Below are 19,235 nucleotides of genomic sequence, written 5' to 3' on the forward strand. Positions count from 1 at the left end.
TTATGCAAACTTAGACTCTCTTTCCTTGACTTTGCCAGTAAGGGGCACGGAGTTCTTTTTTTAGTATTTTACCAGACGGATTTCGTGGCAAAGCTGAAACGAAGTCTACGGATTTCGGCTTCTTGTAACTAGCTAATCTGCCTTCACAGTAGGTGATAATCTCTTCCGCTGTTAAGGAGACACCTTCTTTAGGGACGACAATCGCCTTCACGGACTCACCCCAAATCGGATCAGGGACACCGATGACAGCAACTTCTAAAATGCCTGCATGTGTATATAAAAACTCCTCAATTTCACGGGGATATATATTAACACCGCCACTAATCAGCATATCTTTTTTTCGATCCACAATATAATAATAGCCGTCATCGTCCTGACGGGCCATATCGCCAACCGTAAAAAATTCACCATAAAAAGACCCGCGATTAGCTTCTTCATTTTGATAGTATCCATCTAATAAATATGGAGCTTTAATATAAAGTTCGCCAACCTCGCCAGTAGCAACTGGATTTTTCTGTTCATCTAATAGCAAGCATTCTACTAGTGGAAACGGCTGTCCAACACAAGCATCTTTTTCTTTAATGTCTTTTGGCTTAATATTTAACGTTATTGCGCTTTCAGTAGATCCATAGAATTCGTGAAGGTCAGTACCATTAAAATATTCTAGTATTTCATTTTTTGTTTGTGTAGGTAATGGTGCTCCAGCCGAAATGAGTACGCGCATAGTCTTGTGATTATAGCTAGCTTTTGTTTCAGAAGGAAGGTTAAGAATAAAATTAAACATCGTCGGAGCCATAAAGGTATTAGTTACTTGATACTTTTCCGTTAATTGTAGAAATTCTTCCGCATCGAAGGTTTCTTGAATAACGATCGTACCGCCAACAATGAGTTGCATCAGTAAGAATATCCATGGGGCTGCATGATAGATTGGTCCAGCAACAATATGAATATCAGACTCATCAATTTTGTACTCATAAGCAGCAACTATTCCAGTAAGAACACGTGAACGGTGTGAGATGACAACGGCTTTTGGTTTTCCAGTTGTCCCAGATGTATATCCGTAATAAAAGGGGTCGTTTTCGTCAATGTGTACATTAGGTTCTTCTGAAGAACCAGACTGAAGGAATGCCTCATATTGATAGAATGGATAATCGGCTTGACCATCTACGACAAGAAGTGTATCTAGAGCCGGAGTATAAGGGATAACGTTACGAACGATCGATTCATATTCACCAGTCGTTATGACAGCGCGGCATTCAGAATGGTTTAGAATATATTCAATATCCTTACTTAGTAAGCGGTAGTTAATGGGAACGAGGATGACACCAATTTTAGCAAGTGCACCAATGATTTCAATATAACTAGAATGATTTTTCATCAATACGGCGACTTTGTCACCTTTTTGAAATCCTCTTTTCGTAAAGGCATTTGCTAATTGATTGGTTCTCGTATTAAGTTCTTCGTATGTAAGTATTTGATTATGAAAGATGACAGCAGGTTTTTCGCGGAATTTAGAAGCGTTTTGTTTGAAGAAAGAGCCGACAGTAAGCACAAACTCACATCCTTTTTAAACGATTATACAAACATTGTAACAAAATTCAGAAAATAACAAAATAAAAACAAGGTGAAAATAAAGGTCAAAATTGGTCAAAAAAGTAGTTGCCATTTATAGTCATTTGTTATATATTAAAATTAACAAAAGGTCAAAGTTAGTCAAAGTCAAACACAAAAAACGACCACACTAAAAAGGAGTGATAAAAATGAAGTGTACAAAATGCCAAAGCCGTAAAGCGACTGTTTTTTTACAAGTAGAAGTCAATGGTCAAAGAAAAGAATTAACGGTATGTTCCCCATGTTATGAGGAAATTCGTAAGGGAGCTAAAAGCAGTGCAATGTTTTCAACGTCTAACTATGATTACGGTGCAAATAGCGACAGTGAGAATTGCTCAACAGGATCATGCAATACCGAACCTGAAAAAACGAGTGTACTCAAACAATTTGGAAGAAACTTAACTGAGATTGCTAAAACGGGAATGATTGACCCAGTAATAGGACGCGAAGATGAAATCGAACAAGTGACAGAAATCTTAAATCGCCGTAATAAAAATAACCCAGTCCTTATTGGGGAGCCTGGAGTCGGAAAAACAGCCATTGCTGAAGGACTTGCCCTAAAGATTATTGAAGGAGACGTACCATCAAAATTACGAAATAAAGAAATCATATCACTGGATGTCGCTTCACTTATCTCAGGAACTTCTTATCGTGGACAGTTTGAAGAACGAATGAAGCAGCTTTTAGCTGAGTTAGAAGCAAACCAAAATACAGTTCTTTTTATTGATGAAATTCATCAGCTCGTTGGTGCAGGAAAGACAGAAGGTTCAATGGATGCAGGAAATATGCTGAAACCTGCGTTAGCCCGCGGACAAATCCAAGTCATTGGGGCAACAACTCTTAAAGAGTACCGAGATATTGAAAAAGACGGCGCACTTGAAAGACGTTTTCAACCGATCATTGTCAATGAACCGTCTGTAGATGATGCGATTACGATATTAATAGGATTAGCACCAAAATATGAAGCTTACCACGGTGTAAAATATCCTGAAGAAGTTATTAAGACTTGCGTTGAACTATCACATCGTTTCATACAAGATCGACAACTCCCAGATAAGGCCATCGATTTACTGGATGAAGCAGGTTCAAAACGTAATTTAAAAGATGCGATCAATAAACAAGCAGATATTGAAGCAAGGTTAGAAGTTATTCAAAAGGATAAAGTAAAGGCTGCTGAAAAAGAAGACTATGAAACAGCCGCGAAATTACGTCAAGAAGAACTACAATTAGAAGAAAAGCTAAAACATGCAGAAAATAATGACCCAGTGGTAACGGTTGAAGACATTCAACTTTTAATTGAAAAGAAAACGGGCATCCCTGTTCGAAAACTACAACAAAGTGAGCAAGAAAAGCTAAGAAATTTACAAGTTCAACTCGCAAATAAAGTTATTGGTCAAGCTGCGGCTGTCGAAGCGGTAGCGAAAGCGATCCGAAGAAATCGTGCAGGCTTTAGTCGATCAAATCGTCCGATTGCCTCTTTCATGTTTGTAGGTCAAACAGGGGTAGGAAAAACAGAACTAACAAAAGTATTGGCTGAAGAACTATTTGGAAGTAGAGACGCTCTTATTCGATTAGATATGAGTGAGTATCTGGAAAAGCACACGGTTTCTAAATTGATTGGCTCACCACCTGGTTATGTAGGGCATGAAGAAGCGGGACAGTTAACGGAACAAATTCGCAGAAAGCCTTATAGTATCGTTTTACTAGATGAAATGGAAAAAGCACATCCTGAAGTTCAACACCTCTTCTTGCAAATACTTGAAGATGGAAGACTTACAGACAGTCATGGCCGAACTGTGAGCTTTAAAGATACAGTTATTGTTATGACAAGTAATGCTAAGCTACTCGACCAGTACTTCAAGCCGGAGTTTCTAAACCGAATTGACTCCACAGTCCACTTTAATCAGCTAGAAAAAGAACATCTAATGCAAATTGTTAATTTAATGCTCGAAGATGTGTATAAAAAAGCAGCAGAACAATCATTGAATATTGAGATTACAAACGCTGCAAAAGAAATGATTGTAGAAAAAGGATACGATCCAAACTTTGGGGCTCGTCCTTTGAGAAGAGCGATCCAAGAAAAGATTGAAGATCCAATTGTCGATTTAATTATCGATGAGGAAGATGTAAAGGCTGTGAAAGTAGACGTAAAAGAAAAGCAGATTGTTGTGTACAAAAAATAAAAAATGAAAGTGAAAAATCGTATTGGAATTACTCCAATACGATTTTTTTATAGGGAAGCTACCACCATTTGGTGGACAAGTTGCTCGTGCACTTGCTGAAAAGCTAAAGGTTACTTTATCAATGCTTTCAATTGCTCTAAGCCAATGAGCTCTTCCTTTTGCCAAGGAATTAGTACAGTTTGCTCTGCTAATTCTTCACTAACACGGTCGATCCATCTTAATTCAGAATTCGCGCGCTCTAAAAGAACCGGATCTCGTGTATCCGTACCATAGAAACTTTGATTAATGATCCACCGCTTTGGTATGATACCTGCTCTTTTTAAATCAGCTTGCAGTCTCGAGGCTTCAAAGACTGGAGTTGCTTCGGGAAGTGTTACAAGAACAACCGTAGTTTCGTTTGGATCTTTTAATCGTGGTAACAGGGAACGAACCGCTTCGGGCATGTCGCCGCTAGAGCGAGTTACTTCACGATGATATGATTCGGCAGCATCTAATAGCAGCAGAGTATGCCCAGTTGGTGCAGTGTCAACGACAACAAAAGCATCTTGCCCCTTATGAACAACTTCTGCAAATGCACGGAATACGGCAATTTCCTCGGTACAAGGAGATTCGAGGTCTTCTTTAATATAAGCGAGGCTATCTTCATCTAAGTCATTTGCTACCTTATTCAACACTTCTTCTTTATATTTCTCCACTTCGACTTCTGGATCAATTCGACTGACGGATAAATGTTCATAAGCAGTATGATCATTCAATATGAATTGAAGATGAGCGGCTGGGTCGGTTGTTGTTAAATGGACTGGAAACCCTTTTTCAACGAGACCAAGTGCGATAGCTATAGCTGTCGTTGTCTTGCCAACTCCACCTTTACCCATTGTCATAATAACGCCTTTCCTATGTTTAGCAAGATCTTCAATTAATTCGTTTAGTGGTGGAAGAGCAGGTGCAGTGGTGATCTCCCTTTTTAAAATGTCTAGTGTTTCATTAGAAAATAGCTTGGTTAAGGAGTTCATCCCTGTTAAAGAAAATGGGACGAGTGGTAAATAAAAGGTTTTATGGTGAACAATTTGTTCTGGCAGTGAATGTAATGCCTTTTGTTGCTTGGCATGTAATGCGTTAGCAATTAAATCATCTTCTTGTTTAGGTTGAAACAGCCCATTGATGATAAACGATTGATTACATATACCAATCTCCTTGAGCTCGATGGCAGCACGAGCAGCTTCGTGTAATGAAGAATAATCTGGACGAGCTACAAGATAGATCGAAGTCTTTTCCTTATTAGACAATACATTAACGGTTTGCTCGTATAATGCCTTCTTTTCTTGTAGACCAGAAAGAGGACCTAAGCATGAAGCGCCGTGAGTACTATCATCTAAAAAAGAACTCCAAGCCGTTGGCAATTGCAGTAAGCGTAACGTATGTCCCGTTGGAGCCGTATCAAAAATAATATGATCAAACGAGTTTGTTAGTTCACTGTTTGCAAGCACATTTGTAAACTCATCAAATGCGGCAATTTCCACTGTACATGCCCCAGACAATTGTTCCTCCATATTGGTAATCGCCGCTTCAGGTAACTTTCCACGATAGGGACCAATCACTTTTTCACGATAAGTGGCAGCAGCCTGTTCAGGATCAAGGTTAGCGGCAAAAAGACCAGGGCAAGCTGAAAGTTCTAAAGGGTCTTGAGATAGTTCGGTTTCAAATACATCTTGCAGGTTAGAGGCAGGATCAGTACTAATAATAAGAACCTTTTTGCCAGAGTGGGCAAGATGAACAGCTGTAGCAGCAGCTGTCGTTGTTTTTCCAACACCACCTTTTCCGGTGAAAAACAAATACCTTGTATTGACAGCGACAATCGGCTGGAATGCATCCATTTAAAGAACTCCTTTTATGGCCATATTATTTAATTTCTAAATCGATTTTAAATGACTTAGGTTTTGTAACGAATGTCTCGATTGGGAGCCCCGTCCATTCTGACAGCTCGGCTGCTGTAGGGTAGCTGCCTTTTTTCTTCAGCTCTCCATTAACGAGTGTAGCAGGTAAGGCATCCGTTCCTTCATCATCTAATAACTGGCTCACTACTTCGGTCGTTACATAAGGTTCGGCATTTTGAGATAAATTATAGCGGACAGCATCAATGTTGTTTTTTTGCAACGTATGAATATCTTTTGCCATTCGAGTTAATTCAGGATCAACACTAGGTCCGCACACCCCAGTGGAACAACAGAGAGCAGGATCAAAAATTTCAAGTTTTAACGACATATTTACATCTCCTTTACAAATAAATAAATTGACATATAAGTATATGCTTATATAATAATGGTTGTAGGGAATATTTACAACATTTGTGGTGTGAAAAGTTTATGTCTATATTTTCTCTATAATTTCAATTGTTATTAAGAGGAAAGGGGTACCGTTCATGAATGAAATTTCTCAAGGGGTTGAAATAGATAAGCTCTCCAATGTTCTAAAGCTTTTAGGGGATAAAACAAGACTTACAATGATAGCACTCCTATTTGAAAGTGAATGCTGTGTTTGTGAGATGGTTGAAATTTTCGAGATGAGTCAACCATCCATCAGTCAACATTTAAGGAAATTAAGAGATGCTGGATTAGTAAAGGAAAGAAGAAAAGGACAATGGATCTTTTATTCATTAGATAAAACGAACACGTATTACCCTATGATTGAAAGTTTGTTAAAGCACGTTCCATCACAAAGAGAGAAGCTAGATCAATTGGAAGCGTGTGGATTACGTATTATTCAATGTGATTAACCATTTAAAAGGAGAGAAGAAACGTGACACCTATTATTTTAGCAACAGTGATATTCATACTCACGTTAACGCTAGTCATCTGGCAACCAAGAGGGTTATCGATCGGGTGGTCAGCTTCGATCGGAGCTGCGTTAGCGTTACTTGTTGGTGTCGTTGATTTTGGAGACGTATTAACAGTAACAGGCATTGTGTGGAATGCGACATTAACATTTATAGCGATTATTATTATTTCACTAATTCTTGATGAGATTGGATTTTTTGAATGGTCTGCGTTACATATGGCGAGATTTGCTGATGGGAACGGGGTCCGAATGTTTGTGTACGTAGCTTTACTCGGATCTTTGGTAGCTGCTTTCTTTGCGAATGATGGAGCAGCACTCATTTTAACTCCAATTGTATTAGCCATGGTGCGGGCATTGAACTTCAAAGAAGCGATGATTTTACCTTTTATTATGGCGAGTGGATTTATTGCCGATTCAACGAGTTTACCTTTAATAGTAAGTAACCTTGTAAATATCGTCTCAGCCGATTTCTTTGGCATTGGCTTTGTAGAGTATGCAACACGTATGATCGTACCGAATTTATTTTCACTTGCAGCAAGTATTATTGTCCTGTACTTGTATTTTAGAAAAGATATCCCGAAGCAGTATGATATGCATCAATTAAAGATCCCACATGAAGCAATTAAGGATCATAGAATGTTTAGATTATCTTGGTTTGTCTTAGGTCTTCTTCTAGTGGGTTATTTCGTAAGTGAATTTATTTCGTGGACGAATCCGGTGACTGGCCAAGTAGAACACTTCCCAGTTTCATTTATTGCAGGAGTTATTGCGATCTTCTTCTTAATTATGGCTAGAAGAAGTCCAGCCGTTAACACAACTTCTGTAATGAAAGGGGCACCGTGGACCATTGTTGTATTCTCAATCGGTATGTATGTCGTCGTTTACAGTTTACGAAATGTTGGACTAACAGACGTATTAGCTCAAGTGTTAGATGCGAGTGCCGATCAAGGGCTGTTTGCAGCGACAATGTCAATGGGCTTTATTGCAGCCATCCTCTCATCCTTTATGAACAATATGCCAACGGTAATGATCAATGCGTTAGCAATTGCTGACACACAAGCGACCGGCGTCTTGAGAGAAGCGTTAATTTATGCAAATATAATTGGATCTGACCTTGGACCAAAGATTACCCCGATTGGTTCATTAGCAACGTTACTCTGGCTTCATGTTCTTGCTACAAAAGGAGTAAAAATTAGCTGGGGTTACTATTTCAAAGTAGGAATTGTCATTACAATCCCTACATTGTTTATTACGTTACTAGGCTTGTACCTATGGTTATTACTAATAGGTTAAAGAAATAAATAATTACACTGAAAATTAAAATCTAATTTCGAAGGAGATAAAATCATGAGTAAACCAATTATCTATTTTCTTTGTACAGGGAATTCTTGTCGTAGCCAAATGGCAGAAGGATTTGGAAAAAAATATTTAGGAGACAAGTGGGAGGTATATTCAGCTGGGATTGAAGCACACGGTGTTAACCCAAACGCGATTAAAGCAATGAAAGAAATCGATGTGGATATTACATCGCAAACCTCTGATATCATCGATCCTGAAATTCTTAATAAGGCAGATATGATTGTTACTCTTTGTGGTCATGCCAATGATGTATGTCCAGCGACACCGCCAAATAGAGAAAGAGTTCATTGGGGGTTCGATGATCCAGCTAAAGCTGAAGGAACTGAAGAAGAAAAGTGGGCTTTTTTCCAAAGAGTTCGTGATGAAATAGGGGAACGTATTCAGACGTTTGCCGAAACTGGAAAGTAATAGGGAACTAAAAATAGAAGCATCCTAACTTTTTGAAGAGTTTGGATGCTTCTTTATTCTTTCTTTATATCTTTTGAGAGGTTGATCTTAAGGATGTCATTCATGAAATATTCTCAGGATTACGTAAGATGAACGTAAGCATTTTGAAGAATTTTTTCTTTCATGACGTATGTTTGAAAGACCATTTCAAGTGCAGTATCTTCACAGCCTACTTTATCTTTCACATCTTCATACGCACCATGTAAAAATCGATCCACTTCCAACAACTTTTTCATTTTCATAGCATTGTAGCCCACAGTCATCACCTTTCCTTTATTATTCATAAATAAAATTAATTCCTTTACTGTTTTTAACTATTATTAGCATATGTTGTCGAAATAGTCTATATATGTGATCAATAATTTGAAGGAAATTCCAAATGAAGACCACAAGAGGATATCAATAAGTATATGTACTATATATGTATTAGCTGTTAAGGGAAATGGTGAAAGGGTTTACAGTTTAAATTTATGTAAATTCGACACAAATTATGAAAAAAAGGGGAAAAAGAAATATAAAGTTAATGTAAAAGTTATGTAAATAAAACTTTTTTGCACAGAGTTGATCTTCATACGAAACGTCAATTAACAACAGACAGCAATCTAGAGAGATTAGTAATATTATTAAAATAGGGTTATAAATACGTCCAAGTTTTACCTAATAAGTTAAAAAACAAAAAAATTTAATCCAAAAAAATGAGTAGACATAAAAACTATGTTAACCAATAGGTTGTTAATAGTTTATGAAGATTACCTTTTCATACAACTAGTCTTTACAAATGATAAATCGTTAACTTAGTATAGGTAATTTGTTAACGGTAACAAGAAAAGAACTAGTTTCAAACAATATCTTGACAATTCTCGTTAATTTTCTTAAAATTCAGGTATACAGACTGACTAGTCGGTCTTGATAATAAGAAGGCTAAAGAAGCGGAAAAAGGGTGAGAGAATGTTTAAAAAGGTATTGATTGCCAATCGAGGAGAAATCGCTGTTCGAGTTATCCGTGCTTGTAGAGAATTAGGTATAGAGACAGTAGCTGTTTATTCAGAAGCAGACAAAGAAGCATTGCACGTCCACTTAGCAGATGAAGCATATTGCATTGGACCACACCTTTCAAGTAAAAGTTACTTAAATATGATTAATCTATTAAGTGTTGCAGTGAGTACTGGAACAGATGCTATCCACCCAGGATATGGGTTTTTAGCAGAAAATGCTGATTTTGCTGAGAAATGTGCAGAGCATAATATTACATTTATCGGTCCTTCACCAGAAGCGATCAATAAGATGGGTGCAAAAGCAGTTGCTCGTGATACAATGCAAGCAGCAGGTGTTCCAATCGTACCTGGTACGGATGGAATTATTGAAGATATTGACGATGCAATGGTTACTGCTAGAGATATCGGCTTCCCTGTTATGGTTAAAGCAACAGCAGGCGGCGGCGGTAAAGGAATGCGTGTAGCTCAGACTGAGGATGATCTACAGAAGGCAATTTCGATGGCTCAGCAAGAAGCTGAAACCGCTTTCGGTAACCCTGGTGTTTATTTAGAAAAGTTTGTTGAAGAGCCTCGCCACGTTGAAATCCAAATTATAGGTGATAGTTTCGGAAATGTTGTCCATCTAGGGGAGCGCGATTGCTCTATTCAACGTCGACACCAAAAATTAATTGAAGAAGCACCATCACCAGCACTTGATGAAGAACTACGTACAAAGATGGGTGAAGCCGCTTTAAAAGCAGCTCAAGCTGTTAACTACTGCGGTGCTGGTACGGTAGAATTTTTATTAGATAAACATAAAAACTTTTACTTCATGGAAATGAATACTCGTATTCAAGTTGAGCATCCTGTATCTGAATTAGTAACAGGGGTAGACTTAATAAAGGAACAAATATTAGTAGCGAGTGGTGAAAAACTTTCATTTACTCAAGAAGATATTCAAATTGATGGGTGGTCAATTGAATGCCGTATTAATGCGGAAAACCCAGATAAGAACTTTATGCCATCACCAGGAACGATTGAAATGTACTTACCACCAGGTGGGTTAGGTGTTCGAGTTGATAGTGCGGTATATCCGGGCTATACGATAACACCATTCTATGATTCAATGATTGCAAAGTTAATCGTTCATGGTAGAGACCGCGAAGAAGCTATCGCGAGAATGAAACGAGCACTTAATGAATTTGTTATAGATGGTGTTGAAACGACGATACCGTTTCACCTTCGACTATTAGAACATCCAGACTTTATTTCTGGTAACTTTGATACAAAGTTTTTAGAAAAAAATAAAGTTTAATACTTGTTTCCTACGGTCGGCCGTCAGAAATGGTAGGTGAATAGTAATGACACAATCAACTAAGGAGCGAATAACTGAAGCAGCCCTTCATTTATTTGAGGAAAACGGATTTCATGCAGTTACAGTTGATAAAATAGCAAAAGCGAGTGGTACTTCCAAGGGTGGTTTCTATCACAATTTTAAATCTAAAGACGAATTACTCTATACCATCCATGATTCATTTATCACGTATGTATTAGACAAAGCGGAAGAAGCCTACCAAACCTATAATACTCCAGCTGAAATATTATACGAAACTGTTAAATCGTTTGTGATGATGTTTGATATGTACAGACCACACGTTACAGTCTTTTATCAAGAAAGCTTATATTTAGCACCAGATTATTTTCAATCGATAAAACAAAAGCGTGATCGCTATAAAGAAATGATGTTTAAGGTTGTAAAAGAAGGTATAGATAAAGGTGAATTTCGTCCAGAACTCCCTGTACCAATTACGTCGATGGGCATTTTCGGGATGATTAACTGGACCTATAAATGGTATAAATCGAATGGACGATATTCAATTGAGGAAATAGCTTCCATTTATGCAGATTTTGTTATGCATTCAATACTTACAAAAGAAGCGCTTGAGAAACAAGAATATCAACGCTTTTTCCTAAAAAATCAATCAAACTAATACTAAGGAGTGTTTTACATGTTTAAAATTACTGATCTTAAAGAACTTATCCGTGCGGTTGACAAATCTACTATTACAGAATTAACAATTAAAGGTGAAGGAAAACAAGAAGTTACGATTAAACGTGGTACGACAACAGAATTCGTAGCACCTGTTGAAACAGCAGCACCAGTAGCAGCACCAGCACCAACGCCTGCACCAGCAGCGGCACCAGCGCCAGCAGCACCAGTTCAAGAAGAGAAACAACCAGAAGCAGCAGCACCAGTTGTAGAAGATGCAAACCTTCATAAGATTACTTCACCAATGGTAGGAACATTCTATTCTGCTCCATCACCTGACTCTGATCCATATGTAAAAGCTGGTGATAAAGTAACACAAGAAAGTGTTGTTTGTATCGTTGAAGCAATGAAGTTAATGAACGAATTAGAAGCAGAAATTAACGGTGAAATTGTTGAAGTATTAGTAGAGAACGGCCAATTAGTAGAGTACGGTCAACCTTTATTCCTCGTTAAACTTTCTTAATAGCAGAACATAAATACCGATCAGAATGGAGGAATAGACGATGGACATGTTTGATAAACTCGATATTATGGAAGAACGCCGCGAAAAGGTTAGACTTGGTGGTGGTGAAGATCGAATTGAAGCGCAACATGCAAAAGGTAAGTTAACGGCTCGTGAGCGTATCGACCTACTTCTTGATGAGGATACATTTGTAGAAATCAATCCTTTCACTGAAACAAGAAGTGCTGAATTTGGTATGACGGAAGCACCTGGTGAAGGTGTTGTAACGGGGTACGGAAAAGTGGATGGTCGTCTCGTTTTCTTATTTGCCCAAGACTTCACCGTGTTTGGCGGAGCTTTAGGTGAGATGCATGCTCAAAAAATCGCAAAAGTGATGGATTTAGCTGCTGAAAACGGTGCACCGTTCATCGGCTTAAATGACTCAGGTGGAGCTCGTATTCAAGAAGGGGTACTTTCACTAGATGGATATGGCCATATCTTCTACCGTAACTCTATTTATTCTGGGGTTATACCACAAATTTCAGTCATTATGGGACCTTGTGCGGGTGGAGCTGTGTACTCTCCTGCGATCACAGATTTTGTGTTCATGGTAGAAAAAACAAGTCAAATGTTTATTACAGGTCCAAAAGTTATTGAAAGTGTAACAGGAGCTAAAATTAATGCGGAAGATTTAGGGGGAGCTCGTGTTCACTCCTCAGTTAGTGGTAATGCTCATTTTACAGCAGCTTCTGAAGAGGAAGTTTTACAAGAAGTTCGCAAGTTAATCAGTTATTTACCACCAAATAACGAACAAAAACCACCAGTAGTAGAGCCGAAAGAGAAAAAGCCTTTAAATGAGCGAATCGATGAATTACTTGAAGTCGTTCCTGTTGATGGAACAAAGGTTTACGATGTTCGTAAGGTTCTTACTTTAATTCTTGATGATGGTGAGTTTATGGAAGTCCAGCCTAAGTTTGCGAAGAATATCGTAAATGGTTTTGGCCGTATTAACGGTGAAACAGTAGGGATTGTAGCAAACAATCCAAAAATGATGGCTGGTGGACTTGACATCGACTCTTCTGATAAATGTTCACGCTTCATTCGTTTCTGTGATTGCTTTAATATTCCGATCATTACGTTTGAAGATGTTAGTGGATTTATTCCAGGTGTTCAACAAGAACACGGCGGAATTATTCGTCACGGTGCAAAAATCTTATACGCATATTCCGAAGCAACAGTGCCAAAGATTACAGTCATTCTTCGTAAAGCTTTTGGTGGTGCGTATGTTGCACTAAACAGTAAAGCAATTGGAGCCGATCTAGTATTTGCTTGGCCGAATGCAGAGATTGCGGTAATGGGTCCAGAAGGTGCAGCAAACATTATTTTTGCAAAAGAAATTCGTGAAAGTGATGACCCAGAAGCAACGAGAGCAGCAAAAATCCAAGAGTATCGCGAGCGTTTTGCTAATCCTTATGTTGCAGCGGCGAACGGAATTGTCGATGATGTTATCGACCCGCGTGACACGAGAAAGAGCTTAGCAAATGCACTAGATATGCTTAAAAATAAAAAGAAATCCTTACCGAAAAAGAAACACGGAAACATCCCGCTATAAAAAAAGAGTGCGGGCAGGAGAGGGACCTAAAGTAGTTTATATATATAGATAGAACAAGTGGAGAGTGCCGAATCGGTCGGACGGAGTAAATCGTTTGATAGTATCATAATAAGAAGGGAGAGAGCGGTAAGTATTCATTGGAGTGCTTACCGCAACTATTATGGAAGACAAAAAAGCATTAGAACCATTTTGGGAATTTCCGGTACCATCCTATGATGAATGGCGTCAAGTAACGGAAAAGTCATTAAAAGGTGCTTCTTTTGAAAAAAAGTTAGTAACTAAAACGTATGAAGGAATTTCCTTGCAGCCGATGTATCAGCAAAAAGATACACAAGATCTACCTTTTATCGATTCACTTCCTGGACAAAGTCCATTCTTAAGAGGAGCTGGGGCTGTCCCTTCTAAAGAAAAAGCATGGGAAATAAGTCAAGAGCTTACAACATCAACACCTAAACAGTTTAATCTTGTAGCTAAACACGACTTATCGCGTGGTCAAACAGCATTAAATATCGTTTTAGATGAGGTTACTAAAAAAGGGATGAGCTTAGAAGAAGCTAAACAATTGATCGGTCACTCAGGATTAAATGTCACTAATGCAGAAGACATGCAAACGGCAATTGAAGACATCGATCTAGCGAATATACCTGTTCATATTCACGCAGGAGCTAATTCGGTACCAGTACTAGCAGTTCTTATAGCCGCAGCGAAAAAGAACAATATCGAAGTTTCACAACTACAAGGTGTAGTAGGAATGGACCCGGTTGGACAATTAGTTGAAAATGGTTCCATTGAGTATACATTAGAAGAGTGTTATAACGTGATGGCAGATACAGTGAAATGGTCAGCTGAAAATGCACCGTCTCTTCAAACTGTACTTGTAGAAGGAACGCCATATCATAATGGTGGAAGCAGTGCTGTTGAAGAGTTGGCATTGGCTTTAGCTACAGGAGTTGAGTACTTACAGGCACTTACTTCTCGCGGGGTTTCAGTTAAGGATGCAGCGAAATCGATTCGCTTTGTGTTCTCAGTTGGCTCTGATTATTTTATGGAAATTAGTAAGTTAAGAGCAGCGCGCATCCTTTGGTCTCAAGTTGTGACGGCATTTGGCGGGGATGAAAGGGATGGAACTCTTACTATGCATGCACGAACATCTTCGTGGACGAAAACAAAATACGATCCGTATGTAAATATGCTTAGAACGACTTCAGAAGCATTTGCAGCTGCAGTTGGCGGTGCTGATAGTATCCACGTGAGTCCATTTGATGAGCCAATTCAAAAATCAACACCGTTCTCTCGTCGAATTGCTCGTAATATCTCAATTATTCTACAAGAAGAATCTCATATTGGAAAAACGGCGGATCCAGCTGGCGGATCTTGGTACGTTGAAGTGCTAACGAATGAGCTGGCAGAAAAAGCATGGGCACTCTTCCAACAAGTTGAACAAACAGGTGGGATTATCGAGGCATTAAAAGCTGGAATGCCGCAACAGAAAGTCGCAGAAACGAAAGCGAGCCGTCTAAATAACATTGCACAACGTAAAGACATTTTTGTTGGAACAAACATGTATGCTAATACGACTGAAAAAGCAATTGATGTCGTACCAGAAGATGACACAGAGCAGGTCGAGCAATATGTTAGTGAAAAATTGAATGCTGCAGTAGTACCTGTTAAATTCACAGCTGAAACAAATACAGTTCATCAAGCTGTTCAATTTGCACTTAACGGTGCATCGGTAGCTGATCTTGCAAGCGGTTTACGTCAAACAGAAAGCAGTCTTGTGATTGAACCGATCGTTGCTAGCAGAGGTGCAGAACTGTTTGAAGAGCTTCGCCAAGCCAATGAACTGTATGCAAAAGAACAAGGTGAAACGATTAAAGTATTCCTTGCAAACCTTGGACCAATCCCTAGCCATAAGGCTCGTGCAGATTTTACTGCAGGTTTCTTTGAGGTAGGCGGGTTTGAAGTGATCCGAAATAATGGCTTTATGACAAGTGCTGAAGCAGCTCAAGCAGCGGTTGACTCAAAGGCAAGTGTTGTCGTCATCTGTGGTAAAGATGAAAGCTATCAAGAGCAAGCTGCTGATATTGCTCAATCAATCAAACAAGATAATAAAGAGGTTACAGTTATGATTGCTGGTAAGCCGGCTGAGGAAGATGAAGTGAATTATCGTAATGCTGGTGTAGACGAATTCGTTCATCTTCGTTCCAACTGTTATGAAGTTTTACGTAAGCTTCAAGTTGAGAAAGGAGTTGTTAAAGGATGACGAAGCCAGATTTTACGAATATTTCTTTTACAGCAGACAAACCTGCTTCTAATTTAAACAACTGGCGCAAGCAAGCAGAACAGACGGCAGGTGCTTCATTAGAAGAATTAACGTTTCACACGACAGAAAAAATCGATGTGAAGCCTCTTTATACAAAAGAAGATACGGATGGGATGAAACACCTTGACTATGTAGCAGGGATCGCGCCTTTCTTTAGAGGACCGTATCCAGCGATGTATAAAGCACGTCCTTGGACCGTTCGTCAATATGCTGGATTTTCAACTGCAGAAGAAAGTAATGCGTTTTACAGACGTAACCTAGCAGCGGGACAAAAAGGTCTATCCATAGCGTTTGACTTAGCCACTCACCGCGGTTACGACTCGGACCACCCGCGTGTTGTTGGTGACGTTGGTAAAGCCGGGGTTGCTGTTGACTCGATCTTAGATATGAAGATCTTATTTGACGGTATTCCACTAGATCAAATGTCTGTTTCGATGACAATGAATGGTGCTGTTCTGCCTGTTATGGCTTTCTATATCGTTGCCGCTGAGGAGCAAGGTGTTAAGCAGGAACTTCTTTCTGGAACGATTCAAAATGATATTTTAAAAGAATACATGGTACGTAATACGTATATTTACGGTCCTGAAATGTCAATGAAAATCATTGCAGACATCTTTGAATACACGTCCAAGTATATGCCTAAATTCAATAGCATTAGTATTTCCGGTTACCACATGCAAGAAGCTGGTGCTACAGCTGACATCGAATTAGGCTATACGTTAGCAGACGGTTTGGAATACGTTAAGACGGGATTAAAAGCAGGTATTGATGTCGATAAATTCGCACCACGCTTATCCTTCTTCTGGGCGATCGGAATGAACTATTACATGGAAGTAGCTAAGATGAGAGCAGGACGACTCATCTGGGCGAAACTGATGAAACAGTTTAATCCTAAAAATGAGAAAGCATTAGCACTCCGTACTCATTCACAAACATCAGGATGGAGCTTAACGGAGCAAGATCCATTTAATAACGTAACACGAACTTGTATTGAAGCGATGGCTGCAGCATTAGGTCATACCCAATCTTTACACACCAATGCATTAGATGAAGCGATCGCCTTACCAACTGATTTCTCAGCTCGAATTGCTCGTAATACGCAACTCTACCTTCAAGATGAAACAGGAATTACAAATGTCTTAGATCCTTGGGGTGGTTCATATTACGTTGAATCGTTAACAGCTGAACTCGTTCAAAAAGCATGGGCTCATATTCAAGAAATCGAAGAACTTGGCGGTATGTCAAAGGCGATTGAAACAGGCCTTCCGAAAATGCGTATTGAAGAAGCCGCGGCAAGACGTCAAGCTCATATTGACTCGGGTAAAGAATCAATTATCGGTGTGAACAAGTATCGACTAGAAAAAGAAGATCCAATTGAAATTCTTGATATTGATAATACGGCAGTTAGAGAAGCGCAAATCCGTCGACTTGAAAAATTAAGAGCTGAACGCGATCAAGCAAAAGTGGATGCAGCCTTAAATGCTATTACTCAAGCAGCGGAAACAGGTAAAGGAAACTTACTAGAGCTTTCGGTTGAAGCAGCTCGCGTACGTGCTAGCTTAGGTGAAATTTCTGATGCGATTGAAAAAGTAGCAGGAAGACATAAGGCGGTGATTAGGTCGATTAGCGGTGTATATAGTTCAGAGTTTGGGGATGCAGAACAAGTGAAGGTCGTTCGTGAAATGACAGACGAGTTTGAAGAGCGCGAAGGACGCAGACCGAGAATTATGGTTGCTAAAATGGGCCAAGATGGACATGACCGAGGTGCAAAAGTTATTTCAACTGCATTTGCTGATTTAGGGTTTGACGTTGATATCGGACCGTTATTCCAAACGCCGGAAGAAGCAGCGTTACAAGCAGTTGAAAACGACGTACACGTATTAGGTGTAAGTTCGTTAGCAGCTGGTCATAAAACACTTTTACCACAAGTAGTTGCTGAGTTAGAGCGTCTTGGACGCGGCGATATCGCAGTTGTAATTGGCGGAGTTATTCCAGCGCAAGATTACGATTACTTAAAGGAAAAAGGTGCTGCTGCTATTTTCGGACCTGGAACAGTGATTCCAGTTGCAGCTGAAAAAGTATTAGTAGAAGTAAATCGTCGACTTGGTTACGAGGATACCAATGAGTAACGACAGATCTAGACCTGAATGGGCAACAGATCAAGCTGAAGGTTATGCGAGTCACTACCTAAAAGGAACTGAAGGGGGCCATGACGGTATGACAAGCAATAAAAAAACGGTGGCGGGGAGCACGTATCCTCGTCGCCGTCAGCTTTCTGTTGACGACTATGTAGAAGGAGTACTAGCAGGTAACCGCGCGATTATTGCTCAAGCCATTACTCTAGTTGAAAGTAACTCACAAAAGCATATCCAGCTCGGTCAAGAAGTGTTGAAAAAATTAATTCCGTATACGGGAAAATCCATTCGTATTGGTTTTACTGGTGTGCCTGGAGCAGGAAAAAGTACGCTCATTGAAGCATTTGGCACGATGTTATGTGATCAAGGACATAAGGTCGCTGTACTAGCTGTTGATCCATCTAGTAGTTTATCGAAGGGAAGTATCTTAGGAGATAAAACGAGGATGGAAAATCTCTCAAGAAATCAAAACGCTTACGTTCGTCCGTCTCCTGCTGGTGGAACATTAGGGGGGGTAGCTAGAAAAAGCCGTGAAACTTTACTAATATGTGAAGCAGCGGGCTATGACGTTATTATTGTTGAAACGGTAGGTGTTGGGCAGAGTGAAATCACCGTCCGTTCAATGGTAGATTTCTTTCTTGTGATTATGCTAACCGGGGCTGGTGATGAATTGCAAGGAATGAAGAAAGGCGTTATGGAAATAGCGGATGCCATTTTTATTAATAAAGCAGATGGAAGTAATAAGCAAGCGGCTTTAAACGCAAGAGCCGAATACAATCGGTTACTTCATTTTCTTCAACCAGCAACAAAAGGATGGGAAACGCAAGCGTATACAGTCTCTGCTTTGTCAGGTGAAGGTGTACCAAATATATGGGAAGTCATTCAAAAATACGAGCAAGACACAAAATCCTCAGGTGTGTTCGATGAGCGTCGGAAACAACAAATGCTAGATTGGGTGAAGACCTTAATTGAAGATCAGTTAAAAACACGTTTTTATCAAAATGAAAAAGTAAAAGAAAACTTTCCTTTAATCGAAAAACAGCTAATCAATGGTCAAACGTCACCAACACTAGCTGTACAGTCACTGCTCGAAATATATGATCAACAGAACTAGATTTAAGTCCATTCAAATGCGAGGTGTCTCTTTCAAGAGGTATCTCGCATTTTTTATTCTAGCTCATACGGCCAATCTAGTTATCACATAGTAACTAAGTAATAAATTTATACTTTATCTTACGTAATTCACTAAAAACACCCATGGTTT

At 39.3% G+C, this 19,235-nt stretch carries 15 protein-coding genes; 11 read left to right on the plus strand and 4 right to left on the minus strand.

What is annotated here, in order from left to right; translation table 11 throughout:
* Positions 1-10: 10 nt before the first annotated feature.
* Positions 11-1,552 (minus strand): class I adenylate-forming enzyme family protein, encoded by a 1,542-nt coding sequence (locus tag AC2VNP_RS16110; protein ID WP_486918312.1) that lies wholly within the window; start codon positions 1,550-1,552, stop codon positions 11-13.
* 208 nt (positions 1,553-1,760) lie between these two features.
* On the opposite strand from AC2VNP_RS16110, the gene AC2VNP_RS16115 reads away from it, so the two are divergent.
* Positions 1,761-3,794 (plus strand): ATP-dependent Clp protease ATP-binding subunit, encoded by a 2,034-nt coding sequence (locus AC2VNP_RS16115; RefSeq protein WP_486918313.1) that lies wholly within the window; start codon positions 1,761-1,763, stop codon positions 3,792-3,794.
* A gap of 110 nt (positions 3,795-3,904) precedes the next feature.
* Here the strand turns inward: AC2VNP_RS16115 and arsA are convergent, their stop codons facing one another.
* Both arsA and arsD read right to left on the minus strand, forming a co-directional pair.
* Positions 3,905-5,668 carry an arsenical pump-driving ATPase gene (gene arsA, locus AC2VNP_RS16120; protein ID WP_486918314.1) on the minus strand — a complete coding sequence of 588 codons (1,764 nt, stop codon included), beginning with the start codon at positions 5,666-5,668 and terminating at the stop codon, positions 3,905-3,907.
* Positions 5,669-5,693: 25 nt separating this feature from the next.
* Positions 5,694-6,056: an arsenite efflux transporter metallochaperone ArsD gene (arsD, locus tag AC2VNP_RS16125; protein ID WP_486918315.1), complete on the minus strand. Its 363-nt coding sequence runs from the start codon at positions 6,054-6,056 to the stop codon at positions 5,694-5,696.
* A 157-nt stretch (positions 6,057-6,213) separates the two neighbouring features.
* On the opposite strand from arsD, the gene AC2VNP_RS16130 reads away from it, so the two are divergent.
* The 3 genes from AC2VNP_RS16130 to arsC are packed head-to-tail and all read left to right on the plus strand — an operon-like array spanning position 6,214 to position 8,396.
* The gene (locus tag AC2VNP_RS16130) at positions 6,214-6,567 is read left to right on the plus strand and encodes an ArsR/SmtB family transcription factor (RefSeq protein WP_486918316.1); all 354 of its coding nucleotides are present in this window, start codon (positions 6,214-6,216) and stop codon (positions 6,565-6,567) included.
* A gap of 23 nt (positions 6,568-6,590) precedes the next feature.
* Positions 6,591-7,922 carry an arsenic transporter gene (locus AC2VNP_RS16135; RefSeq protein ID WP_486918317.1) on the plus strand — a complete coding sequence of 444 codons (1,332 nt, stop codon included), beginning with the start codon at positions 6,591-6,593 and terminating at the stop codon, positions 7,920-7,922.
* 54 nt (positions 7,923-7,976) lie between these two features.
* Positions 7,977-8,396, plus strand: a complete 420-nt coding sequence (arsC, locus tag AC2VNP_RS16140; RefSeq protein WP_275117148.1) for an arsenate reductase (thioredoxin) — start codon at positions 7,977-7,979, stop codon at positions 8,394-8,396.
* A gap of 119 nt (positions 8,397-8,515) precedes the next feature.
* Here the strand turns inward: arsC and AC2VNP_RS16145 are convergent, their stop codons facing one another.
* Positions 8,516-8,719 carry a hypothetical protein gene (locus tag AC2VNP_RS16145; protein WP_486918318.1) on the minus strand — a complete coding sequence of 68 codons (204 nt, stop codon included), beginning with the start codon at positions 8,717-8,719 and terminating at the stop codon, positions 8,516-8,518.
* Positions 8,720-9,383: 664 nt separating this feature from the next.
* Here AC2VNP_RS16145 and accC point away from each other — a divergent pair.
* The 7 genes from accC to meaB all read left to right on the plus strand — a co-directional run bounded on the left by accC (position 9,384) and on the right by meaB (position 19,085).
* Entirely contained in the window at positions 9,384-10,724 is a 1,341-nt protein-coding gene (gene accC, locus AC2VNP_RS16150) for an acetyl-CoA carboxylase biotin carboxylase subunit (protein ID WP_486918319.1), read from the plus strand.
* Between the two features lie 46 nt (positions 10,725-10,770).
* Complete coding sequence (locus AC2VNP_RS16155; RefSeq protein WP_486918320.1) at positions 10,771-11,400, plus strand: TetR/AcrR family transcriptional regulator; 630 nt, start codon at positions 10,771-10,773, stop codon at positions 11,398-11,400.
* A gap of 18 nt (positions 11,401-11,418) precedes the next feature.
* On the plus strand, positions 11,419-11,922 hold the full coding sequence (accB, locus tag AC2VNP_RS16160) for an acetyl-CoA carboxylase biotin carboxyl carrier protein (RefSeq protein ID WP_486918321.1): 504 nt from the start codon (positions 11,419-11,421) through the stop codon (positions 11,920-11,922).
* 46 nt (positions 11,923-11,968) lie between these two features.
* Entirely contained in the window at positions 11,969-13,513 is a 1,545-nt protein-coding gene (locus AC2VNP_RS16165) for an acyl-CoA carboxylase subunit beta (protein ID WP_486918872.1), read from the plus strand.
* A gap of 160 nt (positions 13,514-13,673) precedes the next feature.
* Entirely contained in the window at positions 13,674-15,776 is a 2,103-nt protein-coding gene (locus AC2VNP_RS16170) for a methylmalonyl-CoA mutase family protein (RefSeq protein ID WP_486918322.1), read from the plus strand.
* On the plus strand, positions 15,773-17,965 hold the full coding sequence (scpA, locus tag AC2VNP_RS16175; RefSeq protein ID WP_486918323.1) for a methylmalonyl-CoA mutase: 2,193 nt from the start codon (positions 15,773-15,775) through the stop codon (positions 17,963-17,965). Before AC2VNP_RS16170 ends, scpA begins: the two co-directional genes overlap by 4 nt.
* Positions 17,958-19,085 carry a methylmalonyl Co-A mutase-associated GTPase MeaB gene (gene meaB / locus AC2VNP_RS16180; protein ID WP_486918324.1) on the plus strand — a complete coding sequence of 376 codons (1,128 nt, stop codon included), beginning with the start codon at positions 17,958-17,960 and terminating at the stop codon, positions 19,083-19,085. The genes scpA and meaB overlap by 8 nt, the downstream gene beginning before the upstream one ends.
* The last annotated feature ends 150 nt before the right edge of the window (positions 19,086-19,235 follow it).

The sequence above is a fragment of the Alkalihalobacterium sp. TH-98 genome, from assembly GCF_057473385.1.